The 16,260-nt window shown below is 36.1% G+C and carries 16 protein-coding genes and 1 riboswitch; of the genes, 12 read left to right on the top strand and 4 right to left on the bottom strand.

Features of this window, described 5'->3' with window-relative positions; genetic code table 11:
• Positions 1-5: 5 nt before the first annotated feature.
• The 3 genes from EV201_RS05665 to dnaA all read right to left on the bottom strand — a co-directional run bounded on the left by EV201_RS05665 (position 6) and on the right by dnaA (position 3,031).
• Positions 6-617 (bottom strand): IMPACT family protein, encoded by a 612-nt coding sequence (locus EV201_RS05665; RefSeq protein WP_130306443.1) that lies wholly within the window; start codon positions 615-617, stop codon positions 6-8.
• Between the two features lie 31 nt (positions 618-648).
• Entirely contained in the window at positions 649-1,509 is an 861-nt protein-coding gene (locus EV201_RS05660) for a hypothetical protein (RefSeq protein WP_130306441.1), read from the bottom strand.
• A 91-nt stretch (positions 1,510-1,600) separates the two neighbouring features.
• A complete protein-coding gene (gene dnaA / locus EV201_RS05655) occupies positions 1,601-3,031 on the bottom strand; it encodes a chromosomal replication initiator protein DnaA (protein ID WP_130306439.1) in 1,431 nt (476 codons plus the stop codon).
• Between the two features lie 523 nt (positions 3,032-3,554).
• On the opposite strand from dnaA, the gene EV201_RS05650 reads away from it, so the two are divergent.
• From EV201_RS05650 to EV201_RS05595, 12 genes are all read left to right on the top strand, one after another.
• On the top strand, positions 3,555-4,409 hold the full coding sequence (locus tag EV201_RS05650; protein ID WP_130306437.1) for an SPFH domain-containing protein: 855 nt from the start codon (positions 3,555-3,557) through the stop codon (positions 4,407-4,409).
• A 9-nt stretch (positions 4,410-4,418) separates the two neighbouring features.
• Positions 4,419-4,613, top strand: a complete 195-nt coding sequence (locus EV201_RS05645; RefSeq protein ID WP_130306435.1) for a type II toxin-antitoxin system antitoxin — start codon at positions 4,419-4,421, stop codon at positions 4,611-4,613.
• Between the two features lie 92 nt (positions 4,614-4,705).
• A riboswitch (cobalamin riboswitch) is annotated at positions 4,706-4,917 on the top strand.
• 79 nt (positions 4,918-4,996) lie between these two features.
• Complete coding sequence (locus EV201_RS05640) at positions 4,997-6,184, top strand: ABC transporter substrate-binding protein (RefSeq protein WP_130306433.1); 1,188 nt, start codon at positions 4,997-4,999, stop codon at positions 6,182-6,184.
• Positions 6,185-6,227: 43 nt separating this feature from the next.
• A complete protein-coding gene (locus EV201_RS05635) occupies positions 6,228-7,268 on the top strand; it encodes a FecCD family ABC transporter permease (RefSeq protein ID WP_130306431.1) in 1,041 nt (346 codons plus the stop codon).
• A 60-nt stretch (positions 7,269-7,328) separates the two neighbouring features.
• Positions 7,329-8,348 carry an ABC transporter ATP-binding protein gene (locus EV201_RS05630; RefSeq protein ID WP_165389598.1) on the top strand — a complete coding sequence of 340 codons (1,020 nt, stop codon included), beginning with the start codon at positions 7,329-7,331 and terminating at the stop codon, positions 8,346-8,348.
• Positions 8,349-8,716: 368 nt separating this feature from the next.
• Positions 8,717-8,989: an HU family DNA-binding protein gene (locus tag EV201_RS05625; RefSeq protein WP_130306427.1), complete on the top strand. Its 273-nt coding sequence runs from the start codon at positions 8,717-8,719 to the stop codon at positions 8,987-8,989.
• A gap of 128 nt (positions 8,990-9,117) precedes the next feature.
• Complete coding sequence (locus tag EV201_RS05620) at positions 9,118-9,807, top strand: TrmH family RNA methyltransferase (RefSeq protein ID WP_130306425.1); 690 nt, start codon at positions 9,118-9,120, stop codon at positions 9,805-9,807.
• Between the two features lie 167 nt (positions 9,808-9,974).
• Positions 9,975-10,688 carry a LytR/AlgR family response regulator transcription factor gene (locus tag EV201_RS05615; protein WP_130306423.1) on the top strand — a complete coding sequence of 238 codons (714 nt, stop codon included), beginning with the start codon at positions 9,975-9,977 and terminating at the stop codon, positions 10,686-10,688.
• Positions 10,689-10,850: 162 nt separating this feature from the next.
• Positions 10,851-12,044 (top strand): aspartate aminotransferase family protein, encoded by a 1,194-nt coding sequence (locus EV201_RS05610; RefSeq protein WP_242610460.1) that lies wholly within the window; start codon positions 10,851-10,853, stop codon positions 12,042-12,044.
• Positions 12,045-12,053: 9 nt separating this feature from the next.
• Complete coding sequence (locus tag EV201_RS05605) at positions 12,054-12,869, top strand: hypothetical protein (protein WP_130306421.1); 816 nt, start codon at positions 12,054-12,056, stop codon at positions 12,867-12,869.
• A 74-nt stretch (positions 12,870-12,943) separates the two neighbouring features.
• Positions 12,944-14,908: a dipeptidyl-peptidase 3 family protein gene (locus EV201_RS05600; protein ID WP_130306420.1), complete on the top strand. Its 1,965-nt coding sequence runs from the start codon at positions 12,944-12,946 to the stop codon at positions 14,906-14,908.
• Between the two features lie 16 nt (positions 14,909-14,924).
• Positions 14,925-15,605, top strand: a complete 681-nt coding sequence (locus tag EV201_RS05595) for a DUF554 domain-containing protein (RefSeq protein WP_130306418.1) — start codon at positions 14,925-14,927, stop codon at positions 15,603-15,605.
• 282 nt (positions 15,606-15,887) lie between these two features.
• Here EV201_RS05595 and EV201_RS05590 read toward each other — a convergent pair whose 3' ends face one another.
• Positions 15,888-16,163, bottom strand: coding sequence for a hypothetical protein (locus EV201_RS05590; RefSeq protein ID WP_130306416.1), 276 nt, complete (start codon positions 16,161-16,163; stop codon positions 15,888-15,890).
• Positions 16,164-16,260 lie beyond the last annotated feature (97 nt).

The raw sequence follows: 16,260 nt of genomic DNA, 5'->3' as shown, positions 1-16,260 counted from the left end.
TTTTTTTATTCTGTTCTTAGATGTTTGGTTTTTACGCTATCGATCTTGTTGAATCGTTCAATTATCTTATCAACTTCGCTTTGTCTAATACTTAATGTTATTCTGCAGGTCAGATTAAAATCCTGATCGATTTGTAGAGGCTGTTCTTCTTTAATAATTCTCATGACATCATTCATAACCAGATAATCGAAATGAATATCGTAGATGTCATTTACCGTTTTTTCAATGACTTGGGCATTGGCAATGGCATCCTGAGCAGCCGTTTTGTAGGCGTGGATCAAACCACTAACGCCCAGTTTTGTTCCACCAAAATAGCGAATCACAACAATTAGAATATTCGTGAGATCAGAAGATAGAATCTGGCCTAAAATTGGCTTGCCAGCCGTAGAGGAGGGTTCACCATCATCGTTGGCGCGAAAGTCCTTTTTATCGGCTCCCAGCATGTATGCATAGCAATGATGGCGCGCATCGTAATACTCTTTTTTTAAACGACTAATTTCATCTTTAATATCTTCTTCACAAGTCACCGGAAAGGCATAAGCAATAAATTTGCTTCCTTTTTCCTTGTAGATTCCTTCTGAAGTTGTTTCAATGGTTTTATAATTATCCGTTTGCATGGTGCAGCAGTTTAATTAGGTCTCAATTTACTTACTGGGCTAAAATAAGGATTGCGACAAATGCCAGTGCAATTCCAAAGTAGTTGAGCCTACTTATCTTTTCTTTATATATAGCAAGTCCAAATATAAGTGATAAGGAAACAATACCAATGTTTACCATGCTAAAAACAACTGAACTTTTAAATCCTGAACTGTTTAATGCGGCAATCAAATAATAAAGAGAGCCAAAATTAGCTATACCCAAAATACTTCCTCCAATAAGGGTGTTGATGGATAGCAACTGTTTTAGAGATCTTTTTTGAATGTATAAGCAGAGTAGGCCTGCGACGGCGGCAATGGCAAAAAGGACGAGTGAGAATACAGCTGATCCACCATTGCTTAAAAATGTTTGTTGAGAATATTTAACCAAGCTGTCTACGAGTCCAGCTCCAAGAAAGAGAGATATGGGCAGCCAGATGTATTTGATCTTATTTGATTTATTTGAGGGTTTATACACGGCAAGAATAATTGAAGTGATGGCCAGCAAGAATCCCATAAACATGATTAGGGTAACTGATTCCTTGAAATATATAATTGAGAATAAGATGGGGATAATGAAAGACATTTTACTCGCTAGACTTGTTATTGTAATGCCTGCCTTTTGCGAAGATTTACCAATAATGAAAAAGACAACAATAAATAGTAACCCAATTATCAGGGCAAAACCAAACCAGTTTTGTTCTGAAAGTTGTTGCATCGAAACCGATTTATCTGTTAATAGGTAACTCATAAGTCCAGCAATAATATAGTTGATGACTATGGCTGGCAAAATTTCAATTTTGAACTTTTCAAAACTTTTGAAGCAAATAAAAATTCCAGTTGAGGTTAATATGGCAAGAAGGATGAGTATCATGTTTTAATTCTTTGAAGTTTAGTTGTTAAAAAAAGAGCTGCTCTTATTAGAACAGCTCCTTTGTATATTATAAATGTAAGGCTGTGTGCGATTACATTTTTAGTTTTTTATTTATCTCGTCAATCTGAGTCTTGAAAGCTCTGTCAGTATCAATTAGATTGTTTACTGTTTTGCAAGCATGTAATACTGTGGCGTGATCTTTTTTTCCAATCTGAGAACCAATAGTTGATAATGAAGCCTTAGTCATTGATTTAGAAAAATACATGGCAATTTGACGCGCTTGAACAATTTCTCTTTTTCTTGTCTTAGCCTGAAGCAAATCAACGGCCATATTGAAATGGTCACAAACAATCTTTTGAATGTAGTCGATCGAGATTTCACGTTTCGTATTCTTTACCAACTTATCAATGATTTCAATAGCAAGCTCAAGGTTTAATTCCTTTTTATTTAGGGTCGACTGAGCCAGTAGTGAAATAAGTGCACCTTCCAGTTCACGAACATTATTGGTAACGTGTGTCGCAATATATTCAATCACATCGCTTTCAAGAATAATCCCGTCCTTATAAGCTTTTTGCTGTAAAATACGGACTCTTGTTTCGTAATCAGGATTTTGTAAATCTGCTGACAATCCCCATTTGAAACGTGAAAGCAAACGGTTTTCCATTCCTTTCAATTCAATTGGAGCCTTATCAGAAGTCAAAATTAATTGTTTTCCTGATTGGTGCAGGTGATTGAAAATATGAAAAAATGTATTTTGAGTTTTTTCTTTACCAGCCAATTCCTGAATATCGTCAATAATTAAGATGTCGATCATTTGATAGAAATGAAGGAAATCATTTTTGTTATTATTACGAATGGCTTCAGTAAACTGAGTTTGGAATTTTTGAGAACTAACGTATAAAACCGTTTTTTCAGGATGCAGCTCTTTGGCTTTTAATCCTATTGATTGAGCCAAGTGAGTTTTACCCAATCCCGAATCACCATATAATACAAGCGGGTTAAAAGCTGTACCTCCAGGATTCTCAGAAACGGCCCAACCTGCTGAGCGAGCTAAACGGTTGCAGTCACCTTCAATAAAATTAGCAAAAGTATAATCAGGGTTAAGCTGAGAATCAATTTGTAATTTTTTGATACCAGGAATAACGAAAGGATTCTTGATGCTAGGTTCCTCTTGTGAGAAAGGATTTTTTACGGGGCGGTTTTTTGTATTTGCCGGATTATTCCCAGGCACAACAACCGACAGAGGTTTCACATTTGCCATGTGATTATTCTCCATCACCACGTTGTATTCTAACTTAGCATTAGGTCCAAGTTCTTTTCTTAAAGTCTTTCTAAGTAGATCAATATACTTCTCTTCCAGATACTCGTAGAAGAAATGGCTAGGTACCTGTAAAGTAAGAATTTCGTTCTCCAATTTTAATGGTACAATCGGTTGAAACCAAGTACTAAAACTAATTGGCGAAACATTATCCTTAATTACAGTTAAGCAATTTTCCCAGATTTGGAAGTGATTATTGTTCATTTCTTGTTCAGAATTTTAAGTCGTTTTAATGGTTAGATTTTGTTGGGTCATGCAAATTTGGATAAAAAAAATCTGTAAAAAAAATGAATTTAAACTTGACTTTTAAAAAAGAAGATTTAGCCCTTGAAACATCAGCTGTTAGAGAATAAAAAAAAATCAAATTATTTTCATTTGCTGATTATCAATGTGTTATGAGTAGTGATATATCTAAGTGTCTGGATGACAAGTTCTTTGTTAAAAGCAAGTCGAATTGATTTAAATAAGAAGTTTGTTGTTTTTAACTTAACAAAAATATGACTTGTGCTAAGTGTAATAAATTATTAAAACTATTCGATTTTTATGACGAGTTTGCCTGTGGTATTTGAACATAACTTGAGTATTACATGCATAAGTTTTATTGATAATTAAATTTGATCTTTAATGTTTAAAGACTAGTTTTTTAGACTCTTCGAAAACGAAGACTTGTTTAATTAAAATAAATTCTTTAGGTTTAATATCAAAATAATATCAAAAGCATATAATTATGAAACAAGAGAAGAGTTTTTCACCAATTTCAGGCTACTTTATGATTTTTTCAGTCCTGATTTTAATTTTAGCTGGGGTTTTTGGATTGGCAGTTATTCATCATCCGGCTTTTGTGATTGCCATTTTGGCTGCAATTTTTATGATACCGGGCTTTGTGATTGTTAATCCGAATCAGTCTGTTGTTTTAATCTTGTTTGGAGAATATAAAGGCACTGTAAAAGCAAATGGTTTTTTCTGGGTAAACCCATTTTTTTCAAAGAGAAAAGTATCTTTGAGAGCGCGAAATCTTGATAGTGATCCGATTAAGGTCAATGATAAAATTGGTAATCCAATTATGATTGGTGTTGTTTTGGTATGGCGTGTGAGGGATACGTTTAAGGCAACTTTTGATGTCAATGATTATTCAAATTTTGTTGCGATTCAATCCGAGGCTGCTATCAGAGGAATGGCCGGATCTTATCCTTATGATAATTTTGAAGATGAGCAGGCTGAGATCACTTTGCGTTCAGGTGGTAATGAGGTGAGTGAATTGCTTGAAAGAGAGCTTTCTGAAAGGCTTGAAATTGCAGGAATTGAAGTGATGGAAGCTAGAATCAACTATCTGGCATATGCTTCGGAAATTGCAGGAGCGATGTTGCGTCGTCAGCAGGCCACAGCAGTTGTTGCTGCCCGATTTAAAATTGTTGAAGGTGCCGTCAGTATGGTTGAAATGGCTCTTGAGCAACTTAAAGAAAAAGATGTAATTGAATTGGACGAAGATAAGAAAGCAACTATGGTAAGTAGCTTGATGGTTGTGCTTTGTTCTGATAAGGATGCAACACCTGTTTTGAATACAGGTAGTTTGTATCAATAATTTAAGAATATGACGAAAAAGAAATCCTTTGTTTTGCGATTAAATCCGGAAATCTATAAAAAGTTGGAGAAGTGGGCGTCTGATGAATTTCGAAGTGTCAATGGGCAAATTGAATGGATTATAGATAAATCTCTAAAGGATTCCGGACGAAAGAAAAAAGAGAGCTCTCTTGAAGAAGATACCGATAAGGAAGGAGATGTCTAACGAAGAAGAGGTTATTGTTTGTCAATAGCCTCTTTTTCTATTCAATTTTGATAAGGAAAAAGGTTGGCTTGCTTATTTTTTATAAATATTGCATAGCTTTGCAGCAAATAGGTTTCCTTATGCAAGGAATTAAAAGGGAATCCGGTTTAAAGCCGGAGCTGTTCCCGCAGCTGTAAGTCCTGTTCGATTTTTCGAATTGTATGTTCAAACAATATAACCACTATTTCAATCTCAGTTGATTTGAGGAAATGGGAAGGGGTTTGAATGGATAAGCCAGAAGACCTGCCTCAATTTATTTTTATTCGTAACTTCGGGAGTTGAGTAACGAGATCATAACTGAGAAGTTATGTCTTCTTTTCTGCTTCCCATTCTAATTTTATGTAATGGGTATTCGTCAATTAATGATGCTAGCTATAGCATTTAGTGTATTTCTGGTCACCTCTTGTGTTCAGTTTTCAAGTAAGAAAACCGAATCTAAAACTGAAAATCAATCTGTTTCGGTTGATTCATCATTCCAATTTATTTCAAAAATCAAGTATGCCAAGGGGTTTAAAATCGAGCGGCATAATGGATACAAAGAATTGTCTGTTCTGAATCCCTGGAATAAGGGTGAGATTTTTCAGAAATATTATTTAATTCCCAGAGGTAAAAAACAAAAGCTGAGTTTGCCATCCGATGGACAGGTTATTGAAGTTCCAATTAGGAGTATTGCTTCACTGTCGAATACTCAAATTGGAATTTTGAATTTTCTTGGAGTGCTTGATAAGGTAGTCGCTGTATCCATGCCTGATAGAATCTATAGTGACGATTTAAATAAGCGAATCGAGAAAGGAGAGGTTGTTGGTGCGGGATCCGGCCAGGGGATGGCTTTCGATTTTGAAAAACTTGTCGATATTTCGCCTGAACTTGTTATGGTATCAGGCTATATGAAAATCTCAAATGACGAAGCCAAATTGATAGATGCGGGTTTGCCCGTGGCTTTTAATATTGAGTGGATGGAAAGTAGCCTTCTAGCTCGAGCAGAGTGGGCTAAGTTTATAGCAGCTTTTTTTAATGAGGAGCAAAAGGCAGATAAACTCTTTACTACACTTGAGGAGCGATACTTGAGTATCAAATCGGAAATTAGTCACGTGACAAATAGGCCGGGAGTTATTTCCGGATATCATTTCAAGGGCGTTTGGTATATGCCTGGAGGACAAAGTTATTTAGCTCAGTTGTTGCGAGATGCAAAAGGAGACTATTGCTGGTTTTCAGATTCCTCTCAAGGGAGTATCCCCTTAAGTTTCGAGGTGGTTTTAGAGAAACAATCCGGGGCTAAAATTTGGTTTGGACCAGCTCAGTGTCGAAGTTTGAAGGAGATGGCCGATTTAGATGAACGTTATACTTTATTTCAGGCTTATAAGGATGGTCAGGTTTATTCTATGACAAAGCGTAAGAATGCAAAAGGAGCTAATGATTATTTTGAATCGGGTGTAATACGTCCGGATCTGATGCTTAAAGATGTTGCTAAGATTTTGCATCCGGAGTTGTTTCCTGATTATGAGCTGTATTTTTACCAAAAATTGAATTAGGAGAATTGTTCATTTTAGAAAGAAAAGATAATTGAATTAAGAAATGCAGAATAAGACTAAAATATTTCTATTGGTAGGCCTCATCGTTTTGATAGCTGTCTTTTTGGTTGTCGATCTTGTATTGGGAAGTGTGAGTATACCTTCCGATAAAATTATAGCAATTCTTACAGGGGAAGATGTGAAAACCTCATGGAATTATATAATACTAAATTTCAGGTTACCCAAAGCAATCACTGCAATTCTTGTCGGTGCGGGATTGTCTGTTTCGGGTTTGATGATGCAAACTTTATTTCGAAATCCTTTAGCCGGACCTTACGTTTTAGGTATTAGCTCTGGTGCAAGCTTGGGGGTTGCTTTAATGGTAATGGCTTCGGCTTTACTTCCAGGTGTTTTTGGCGCCATTTATGGTTTTCTTGGAAGTTGGGCTTTAGTGGTATCTGCTATTGCAGGAGCTTCTATCATTTTTATAATTATTGGAATGGCTTCAATCCGAATTTCCGATAGTGTTTCTCTCTTGATTATTGGGATCATGTTTGGGAGCATTACTGGTGCAGTCGTTAATATATTACAATATTTTAGTGATCCCGAACAGCTTCAAAGTTTTATTGTATGGACTTTTGGTAGTCTTAGTGGTGTGACGTGGAATGAGATGCATTTGATGGCACCTGTCGTTATTATTGGTTTGTTGATGTCTTTTATTCTTATAAAACCTCTCGATGCTTTGCTGCTAGGTGAGAATTATGCCCGGGGTGTTGGAATTTCGGTAAACAGAACCCGAATTTGGGTGATTATTAGCACAGCTCTGGTTGCTGGGACTTTAACGGCATTTACGGGACCAATAGCATTTATTGGTGTGGCTGTTCCTCATATGGCGAGAGCTATTTTTGGTACGGCTAGTCATAAGGTTCTGTTGCCAGCAGTAGTTCTCATAGGTGCTGTTTTGATGTTGATTTGTGATATCCTATCTCAAGTTCCAGGAAATCAAACGACCTTGCCCATAAATTCGGTGACTGCAATTTTTGGAGGTCCTGTCGTGATATGGGTAATCTTGAGAAGCAGAAGTGTTAAAGCGTCTTTTTCTTAGAAGATTAGTTTAAAATGAAGATTCAGTTTTTGAATTGTGTATTGAGAAATTTTAATGACCGTGACTGATAATTACTTTAAAGACATATTGGAAACCGATGGCTTATCGATAGGATATAAGCAAAAGAGAAGCGAGGATTTATGTCTTTTGTCTGATCTTAATTTGACAATTCGAAGGGGGGAGTTGGTGTGTCTTTTGGGACCTAATGGATCTGGGAAATCGACTCTGATGCGTACCATAGCAGGTTTACAAGCTCCTTTGAAAGGAAAAACGCTGGTTGAGGGAGTGCCTATTCGGGAACGTAATTTTGGTGAGATTGCACGTTTGCTAAGTATTGTCTTAACCGAACGTCTTCAAGTTGGTAATCTTTCTGTATACCATATTGTGTCTTTAGGTCGACATCCGTATACGTCATGGATGGGGCGACTGTCTGAAAAAGACGAATCGATGATAAAGTGGGCTTTAGAGCAAGTCGGCTTGTGGTCCTATGCCAATAAGTTTATTAATCAGCTAAGTGATGGGGAACGCCAACGGGTGATGATTGCGAAGGCCTTAGCTCAGGATACGCCACTGATCATGTTAGATGAACCCACTGCGCATCTCGACCTGCCTAATCGGGTTGAGATTATGAGGCTTTTAAGAAATCTGGCAAAAGAAACGGATAAGGCAATACTATTATCCACCCATGAACTTGACCTGGCCCTTCAGGCCGCAGATATTATTTGGTTGATGTCTAAGAATAGTGATTTGAAAATCGGGGCACCTGAGGATTTAGTTCTTTCTGGGAGTATTGAACAAACCTTTAAAAACAAGTCATTTAATTTTGATAGAAAATCGGGTAATTTTATAATGAACTACCAGAAAAAACAAACAGTTCAGTTGATCGGAAATGACGTTATGGGGTTTTGGACTCAGCGAGCTTTATCCCGTGAAGGTTATCAGGTTACTTGTGAAAAAACTGGTGATTGTTCCATTCATCTCAAGGAAGATAAAATGGAATGGGAGATTCATAAAAATGGTGAGGTGACTTATTGTAGGAGTATACACGATTTGCTACTTGGTTTAAACAAAAAACTGTGATTGTCGATTTTAGCTGCTTTTTGCTCTCATATCGAATAAGGCAAGTCTAAATTTAATCGGGTCTTTTTAATAGTATTTGTTGTTTTGTATTGGTTATGAGCCGGTTGTGTATGTTCAGGTACAGTCGTGAATGACTTTATTGGTAGCTTGAAGTTTAACTAGAGTAAAGAACTTGATGAAAGATATGCGTCGATTTAGTCTGTAATCCAGTGAAAATAGGGGGAGTGGAGGTTTATTATGTTGACACTTTAAAATCATAAAAAAACGAATTTTTATGCTTCGAAATTTGCAAAGCTTAAGAAAACCGTTATATTTGTGTGTGATTCAGATAAAAAAACATTTTTATTAACCCAAAAAACTTATAAATTATGAACAAGGCTCAATTAATTGAAGCAATGGCTAACAAAGCCGGTTTAACTAAAGCTGATGCAAAAAAAGCTCTTGATGCTTTTATCGAAACTACTTCTGAAGCTCTTAAAGGTGAAGATAGAGTAGCTCTTATCGGATTTGGTTCATTCTCTGTTTCAACTCGTGAAGCTAGAACTGGAAGAAACCCTCAAACTGGTAAGCCAATTGATATTCCAGCTAAAAAAGTTATTAAATTTAAGGCAGGTTCTGAGCTTGTTGACACAATTCAATAATTTAAGAATAAGAAATTTAGAGGAGGTTATCTTTTAACCTCCTTTTTTTATATGATTTTGGTTAGAAATTAACCTAAATTTAGAATAGCGATAGTTTTGATTATCGCTATTCTTAATTTTAAGGCCATATGAATTTTAAGCAAAAGCAAGAATTGATTCAATTTTTGGAAACGGTAATGAATGAAGACCGAATTGAATTGATTGACAAAAATGTAAATGACAGAACCCGCTATATTACGGTTGTTCTTGAAAATATATTTCAGCCTCAAAATGCAAGTGCTGTCATGAGATCTTGTGATTGTTTCGGGGTGCAGGATTTACATGTTATTGAAAACTCAAATCAGTATGAGCTCAATCCTAAGGTTGTAATGGGGTCTTCAAAATGGATTGATTTGAAAAGATATAATTCCAAAGATGAAAATACGCTTGATGCGATTAATCATTTGAGGAGTGAGGGCTATCGAATTGTTGCGACAACACCACATACCAATGATGTTTTACTGCCCGATTTTGATCTTACCAAGGGGAAGGCCGCTTTCTTTTTTGGAACTGAACTGACGGGTTTATCTGATGTTGTGATGGACAATGCTGATGAGTTTGTTAAAATCCCTATGTATGGTTTTACGGAGAGTTTTAATATATCTGTATCGGCTTCTCTTGTGTTAAATCATTTAGCTTCAGCATTACGCCGTTCTGATATCAGTTGGCAACTATCTGATGAAGAAAAACTTGATTTAAAGCTCGAGTGGTATAAAAGATCACTTAAGAGTGGTCAAAAAATGATCGATCGTTTTAAAAAATCAATCAAATCGCAATAAAATGAATTGATTTGTTTACTTTCTCACATTATTTGGTTAAGTTTATCTAGAGAGAATGAATTTTTTTTCGTCATTCACGAAAAGATTATTAAATTTGGTCACGGAAATTTAATGGTTCGTAAACTCTTAAGTTTTTATTTTAAAATTGATATAATAAATTTAATCATATGAATTGTGTTGTAATTGATGACGATAAACTTTCAAGAAAAGTTGTTGAGAGTTATATTGAAAGAACAGATTATCTGACACTTATTGCTTCTTACCCAAGTGCAATTGAGGCTATTAATGATATTAAGAAAAATGATCCTATAGATTTGATTTTTCTTGATGTTGAGATGCCTGAAATGTCTGGAATGGAGTTTTTGAATAGTTTAAATACAACACCTCAGGTAATAATTATTTCATCTAAGGAGCAATATGCATTAGAGGCATTTGAGTATGATGTATCAGATTATTTATTAAAGCCAATTTCATACAGTCGTTTTTTCAAGGCAGTAAACAAGGTGAACGCTCGTGCAGATAAAAATGGAAGTACAGTATTTACTCCAGAAAATAATGAGATCTTTATTAAGAGTAATTCAACTCTTGTAAGACTGCATTATGATGATATTCTTTGGGTTGAAGCACTTGAAAACTATGTGGTTGTTAATACTTTTACAGATAAGTATACCATCCACTTTACAATGAAAGCTATTGAAGACAAAATGCCTTCACATTTATTCTCAAGAATTCACCGTTCATACGTTGTAAATCTTAAGAAGATTGAGATGATTGAAGATAATTCAGTGGTAATTACAACTGATGGTGGCTCCAAGTCGATTCCTATTGGAAAATCGTACCGCGAGAAATTAATGGGTGATATCAATCTGATGACTCGATAAGAGTTATTTGAATCGTATAGTAAAGGGTTTGCGACTGCAAACCCTTTTTTAGTATCAATAAATTTCAAAATTCGATTTTGGGGGAATGCGGATAATTTTAAGCATATCGTTTTCTTTTGGCCGGAATTTTTAAGATTTTTGTAGTCTATCAAATTTTAGTTTATGATTTCCAATCGACAATTATTTTTGCAACATGTTGCAACGACCTCTGATTATCCAATTTCACTCGAAATTGAAAGAGCAGAAGGAATATATATGTATACCCCTGAAGGGAAAAAATACCTCGACCTGGTATCTGGTGTATCGGTAAGTAATTTAGGTCATGGTCATCCGCGTGTGAGACAGGCCGTTAAAGATCAGGTGGATAAATATATGCACCTGATGGTTTATGGTGAGTTTATTGAAACACCGCAGGTTAAGTTGGCTAAACTTCTAGTTGATAATTTACCGGACAAATTAAATTCGGTTTATTTTGTGAATTCGGGGAGTGAAGCCAACGAAGGCGCAATTAAATTGGCCAAACGATATACGGGAAGAAGTGAAATTATTCATTTCAATAATGCTTATCATGGGAGTACACATGGCGCATTAAGTGTGTTGGGAGATGAAGAAATGAAAAATGCATATCGCCCACTTTTACCTGATGTTCGCCAGATTGAGTTTGACAATATTGAGGATCTTCAAAAGATCACCAATAAAACGGCTTGTGTGATATTGGAGCCGATTCAGTCAGAAGCAGGCTTTATTATTCCGTCTCAGGAATTTTTGGATACCCTACGCAAGCGTTGTGATGAAACTGGGGCACTTTTGATTTTTGATGAAGTACAGATGGGCTTCGGACGTACAGGAAAGTTATTTGCCTTTGAGCATTTTAATGTAATCCCCGATATTTTAACGCTTGCTAAAGCAATGGGAGCGGGAATGCCAATTGGGGCGTTTATATCTGAAAAAGGAATATTGGACAGTTTCAAGTCTAATCCTATGCTGGGACATATCACTACTTTTGGAGGTCATCCGGTTTCATGTGCTGCTGCTTTGGCTGGACTCGAAGTGTTGCTGGAAGATAAAATAATTGAAGATGTCAATAGAAAAGGTGAACTTTTTATTTCTCTTTTAAAAGATCATCCTTTAATCAAGGGATTCCGAAACAAGGGGCTTTTTATAGCTGTAAATGTGGAGAATCAGGAGATTATGCTTGAAATAATGAAGCAAGCCTATGAATTAGGTATTGTTATGGATCCTTTCTTATTCTACCCAGGCGCTTTTCGCATTGCACCACCTTTGGTGATTACTGATGAGGAGATTAATGAAGCTTGTAAACTTCTTATAAAAGCGATGGATGCTGTAAAGATTTAAATGATGATTTTGAAACGATTTTTTATTGTCTTTATACTCACTTTTACGCTGCTGAGATTAAATGCACAATCGAAATTTATCGAGTGTGAACAGGATCTTAATATACAATTTGAAGCGTTGAAAATTGCGTCTGATGATTCTGTCAAGTTGAGCATATCTCAAAAGATCATGGGCGATTTAAAGGCTGTCCTGAGAAAGAAAGGTAGTTTTAATTATCCGTTTAATCTGATTAATAATCTTGGGAAGGTGACTTCGCCGGATGAGCAAGTGAGAATCTTTTCGTGGAATTATACGCTGGTGAATGGTGAATACAGATATTTTGCACTTTGCCTGAAAAAGGATGGCCGAAAAAATCGACTGTTTGAGCTGCAACAAAATCTGAAGGTTGAAGAAAGTATGGTGACTAAGCTTTCATCAGATCAGTGGTTGGGGGCTTTGTATTATCAAATCGTGCCTTTTAAATACAACAAGAAAAGCATGTATTTATTACTCGGTTGGGATGGAAATAAAGACAGGACAAGTAAAAAAGTTATTGAAACCTTGGGCTTCTCAAAAACGGGAGATCCTGAGTTTGGTTTTCCGGTCATAAATTGGAGAGGGAAACGTCTGTCTCGTGTGATTTTTGAATATTCTAAGCAGGCACAAATGCAGTTGAAATATCATGAGAGGGCTAATTGTATTGTTTTTGATCATCTCTCTCCTTCGGAGCCACGCTATATTAATCAATTTGAATATTACGGTCCTGATTTTTCATACGATGCCCTGGAATTAAATAATGGCATTTGGAATTTAGTTGAAGAATATGACATGAAGAATCTGAATTGATTCTATTAAGACATAAATACCTTAAGCTGGGAGCATATTTTCGTTAGAATAGCTAACAATCAATATCAATAATTATGACAGAAGAATTTATATATCAAACGGAACAATTTGCTGATGTTAAAATATTAAGATATCAGGTGCCGGGTTTCGAAGATTTGACTCTACAACAGAAAGAGTTGATCTATTATTTATCAGAAGCGGCTCATTGTGGGCGAGATATTTTGTTTGATCAGAATAACAAATACAATCTGTTAATCCGAAGAACTTTAGAAGCTATTTTTTTGTCTTATGATGGAGATAGAGACTGTGAGGAATTTAAAAAGTTTGAGGTTTATATCAAGCGCGTTTGGTTCTCGAATGGGATACATCACCATTATTCCATGGATAAAATTATGCCTGAGTTTACAGAGGAATACTTCGGTGAACTAATTGCCAATTCGAACTATGAACTGCTTCCATTGAAGGCAAACCAAGATGAAATTGATTTGCTTACCCGATTGAGCGAGGTCATTTTTGATGAAAATTCAGAGGCAAAAAGAGTGGTTCTTAATCCTGAAAAGGATTTGATTGAGAGTTCGGCTAATAACTACTACGAATCTGTTTCTCAAAAAGAGGTTGAAGCGTTCTATAAGCAGTTTGATAAAGGGGATGTTGATCGTCCTATTTCAGCTGGTTTAAATTCAAAACTGGTAAAGGAAAATGGAGAGATAAAAGAAAAGGTTTGGAAAGTTGGTGGCATGTACACCGAGGCAATTGAAGAGATTGTATTTTGGTTAGAGAAAGCTTTACCAATTGCCGATAGTGAGCTGCAAAAACAAGCCTTAACCAAACTGATTGAATTCTACCAAACAGGTGATTTAAAAACCTTTGATGATTATTCAATTCTTTGGGTAAAGGATTTAGATGCGCATGTAGATGTGGTAAATGGTTTTATTGAAGTTTACGGTGATGCTCTTGCTATAAAAGGAAGCTGGGAGTCAGTGGTTAACTTTGAGGATTTGGAAGGAAGCAAGCGGACAAAAATTATTTCTGAAAATGCACAATGGTTTGAGGATCATTCTCCCGTCGATTCACGTTTTAAGAAAGAGGTCGTGAAAGGTGTTAGTGCTAAGGTGATAACGGTTGCGATGCTTGGTGGAGATTGTCATCCAGCTACACCAATTGGCATTAATTTGCCAAATGCCGAGTGGATTCGTAAGGAACACGGCAGCAAGTCGGTGACGATTGATAATATTACTCATGCATATCATCAAGCTTCTTTGAAGGGCGGAATGCTCGAAGAGTTTGCCTATAGTGAAGAAGAGATTGCTCGCTCGAAGGAATTTGGCCATTTAGGTGGAAATTTGCATACCGATTTACATGAATGTTTAGGTCATGGCTCAGGACAACTTCTCCCTGGTGTGGGGATGGACGCATTGAAAAATTACCATTCTACTCTTGAAGAAGCACGAGCTGATTTATTTGCCTTGTACTATATCATGGACGAAAAGTTGATTGAAATTGGTTTGATCCCTAATTTAGAAGTGGGCAAAGCTGAGTATGATGGCTATATTCGTAATGGTTTACTGACTCAACTTACCCGTATCGAGTTGGGCAAAGAGATTGAAGAATCACATATGAGAAATCGTCAACTCATTGCCAAGTGGGTTTTTGAAAAAGGCGCAGAAGATAATGTGATAGAGAAGCTGGAAAAAGAGGGTAAAACCTATTTTGTAATTCGTGACTACGAGAAGTTAAGAGCTCTCTTTGGTGAATTATTAAGCGAAGTGCAGCGAATCAAATCAGAAGGTGACTTTGAAACGGGTAAATTATTGGTTGAGAATTATGCCGTAAAAGTTGATGAGCCCATTCATAAGGAAGTTAAAGAGCGATTTGATAAACTGAATCTAGCTGCTTATGCGGGTTTTATTAATCCAGAATATCATCCTGTTTACAAAGAAGGAATAATTGTAGATGTCGAGGTCAGTTATCCTATGGATTTTGCTGAGCAAATGCTAAACTATTCGCATAAATATTCATTTTTACCCAATGAGAATTAATCAATAATCTGTTAGGATGATTGGAACCCTTGTTAATGTAGGAGCTGTAATTCTTGGAAGTGCTATTGGTATGACCTTTCGTTCTCGAATTCCCAAGCGGCTTTTCGAGATTGTTTTTCAAGCCATAGGTTTGTTTACAATCAGTTTAGGTTTGGTTATGGCTTTTAAGGCCAATAATATGCTGATCATGATCTTTAGTTTGGTCACCGGATCTTTGCTTGGCGAATGGATCAATATTGAAAAAGGCACTGAGAAGTTAAGTGATAAAATTAAGCATAAGCTTGGTAAGGGAGATGACGCGTCCTTTACTACAGGAATGATTACTGCTTTTCTCTTGTTTTGCATGGGAAGTATGTCCATTTTAGGCTGTTTCGAAGAGGGAATGGGGAAAGGAGCCAATCTCTTATTTACGAAGTCTATTATGGATGGATTTTCGGCTATTGCTTTAACGGCAGCCTTTGGCATTGGAGTTATGTTTTCATCTGTCCCCTTGTTTATTTATCAGGCAGCACTAACCCTGTTGGCAATATTTTTTGGTAATATCATCCCGGATGCCATTATTACTGAATTGACAGGAATTGGCGGGATTTTAATATTGGGTTTGGGAGTTACAATTCTTGATATTAAAAGAATTCGTGTTCTAAATATGTTGCCGGCTCTGCTTATCGAAGTTCTCTTGTGTTACTTCTTTTTGTAACAAATAGCTTATTTAATAACGATAAGGAAGCTCGTATTTTTAAGAATACCCTATAGGTACCTGTAACGCAACTGGGCAAAGTCCATTTAGCAAAGAGGATGTTCATAATAAGTAAATTATAATTGAGAATTCTAATTTTCATGCTTAGAGTATCAAATTAGGGATTAAAAGAATCAAACTTCCTAGTTTAGCCCTTCAAAGACAAAAGAAGAGATTATTTTGACTACAGTTACCGTAAGCACATAAGTTTTTGTTATGCCATCTTCTGCCGTAACTGTATAGCTAACAGGTTTTGTAAAGTCTGTAGCTACATTGCTTGCTGGGCTTACCTATGCTCCGGCAGAAATGATGATAGTAGGTGTTAATGCCTTTATATTTGTGCCAAAAGGAAGTTCTGCTAATAGTACCATCTGTTTCGTCAATGGTGGCAGTTACTTTAGGGGTAAGTTCTTCAAAGATAAAACTGATAATTTCTTTTTGGTTAGAATAGTCGGTATCCTTTTCACAGGCAGAAAATAACACTGCAATAAGCAGGCTTATAAAAATGATCTGTTTCATAATTATTTTAAGTTTCAAGTAGTTTAAGTATATGTAGTTCTATAGGTTTAATTAAGGCCGTTGAATTTTATTATTTATTAATTACTATGTGTTAAGT

The sequence above is a fragment of the Ancylomarina subtilis genome (assembly GCF_004217115.1).
GTDB lineage: Bacteria > Bacteroidota > Bacteroidia > Bacteroidales > Marinifilaceae > Ancylomarina > Ancylomarina subtilis.
Note: the sequence above shows the minus strand (reverse complement) of the source record. Positions and strands in the feature narration are given on the sequence as shown.

Coding starts and splice junctions, on each gene's coding strand:
- dnaA (WP_130306439.1), bottom strand. CDS start 3,031: ATGAACAATAATCACTTCCAAATCTGGGAAAATTGCTTAACTGTAATT.
- EV201_RS05635 (WP_130306431.1), top strand. CDS start 6,228: ATGCAGAATAAGACTAAAATATTTCTATTGGTAGGCCTCATCGTTTTG.
- EV201_RS05590 (WP_130306416.1), bottom strand. CDS start 16,163: ATGAAACAGATCATTTTTATAAGCCTGCTTATTGCAGTGTTATTTTCT.
- EV201_RS05620 (WP_130306425.1), top strand. CDS start 9,118: ATGAATTTTAAGCAAAAGCAAGAATTGATTCAATTTTTGGAAACGGTA.
- EV201_RS05625 (WP_130306427.1), top strand. CDS start 8,717: ATGAACAAGGCTCAATTAATTGAAGCAATGGCTAACAAAGCCGGTTTA.
- EV201_RS05600 (WP_130306420.1), top strand. CDS start 12,944: ATGACAGAAGAATTTATATATCAAACGGAACAATTTGCTGATGTTAAA.
- EV201_RS05615 (WP_130306423.1), top strand. CDS start 9,975: ATGAATTGTGTTGTAATTGATGACGATAAACTTTCAAGAAAAGTTGTT.
- EV201_RS05660 (WP_130306441.1), bottom strand. CDS start 1,509: ATGATACTCATCCTTCTTGCCATATTAACCTCAACTGGAATTTTTATT.
- EV201_RS05650 (WP_130306437.1), top strand. CDS start 3,555: ATGAAACAAGAGAAGAGTTTTTCACCAATTTCAGGCTACTTTATGATT.
- EV201_RS05595 (WP_130306418.1), top strand. CDS start 14,925: ATGATTGGAACCCTTGTTAATGTAGGAGCTGTAATTCTTGGAAGTGCT.
- EV201_RS05665 (WP_130306443.1), bottom strand. CDS start 617: ATGCAAACGGATAATTATAAAACCATTGAAACAACTTCAGAAGGAATC.
- EV201_RS05610 (WP_242610460.1), top strand. CDS start 10,851: ATGATTTCCAATCGACAATTATTTTTGCAACATGTTGCAACGACCTCT.
- EV201_RS05640 (WP_130306433.1), top strand. CDS start 4,997: ATGGGTATTCGTCAATTAATGATGCTAGCTATAGCATTTAGTGTATTT.
- EV201_RS05645 (WP_130306435.1), top strand. CDS start 4,419: ATGACGAAAAAGAAATCCTTTGTTTTGCGATTAAATCCGGAAATCTAT.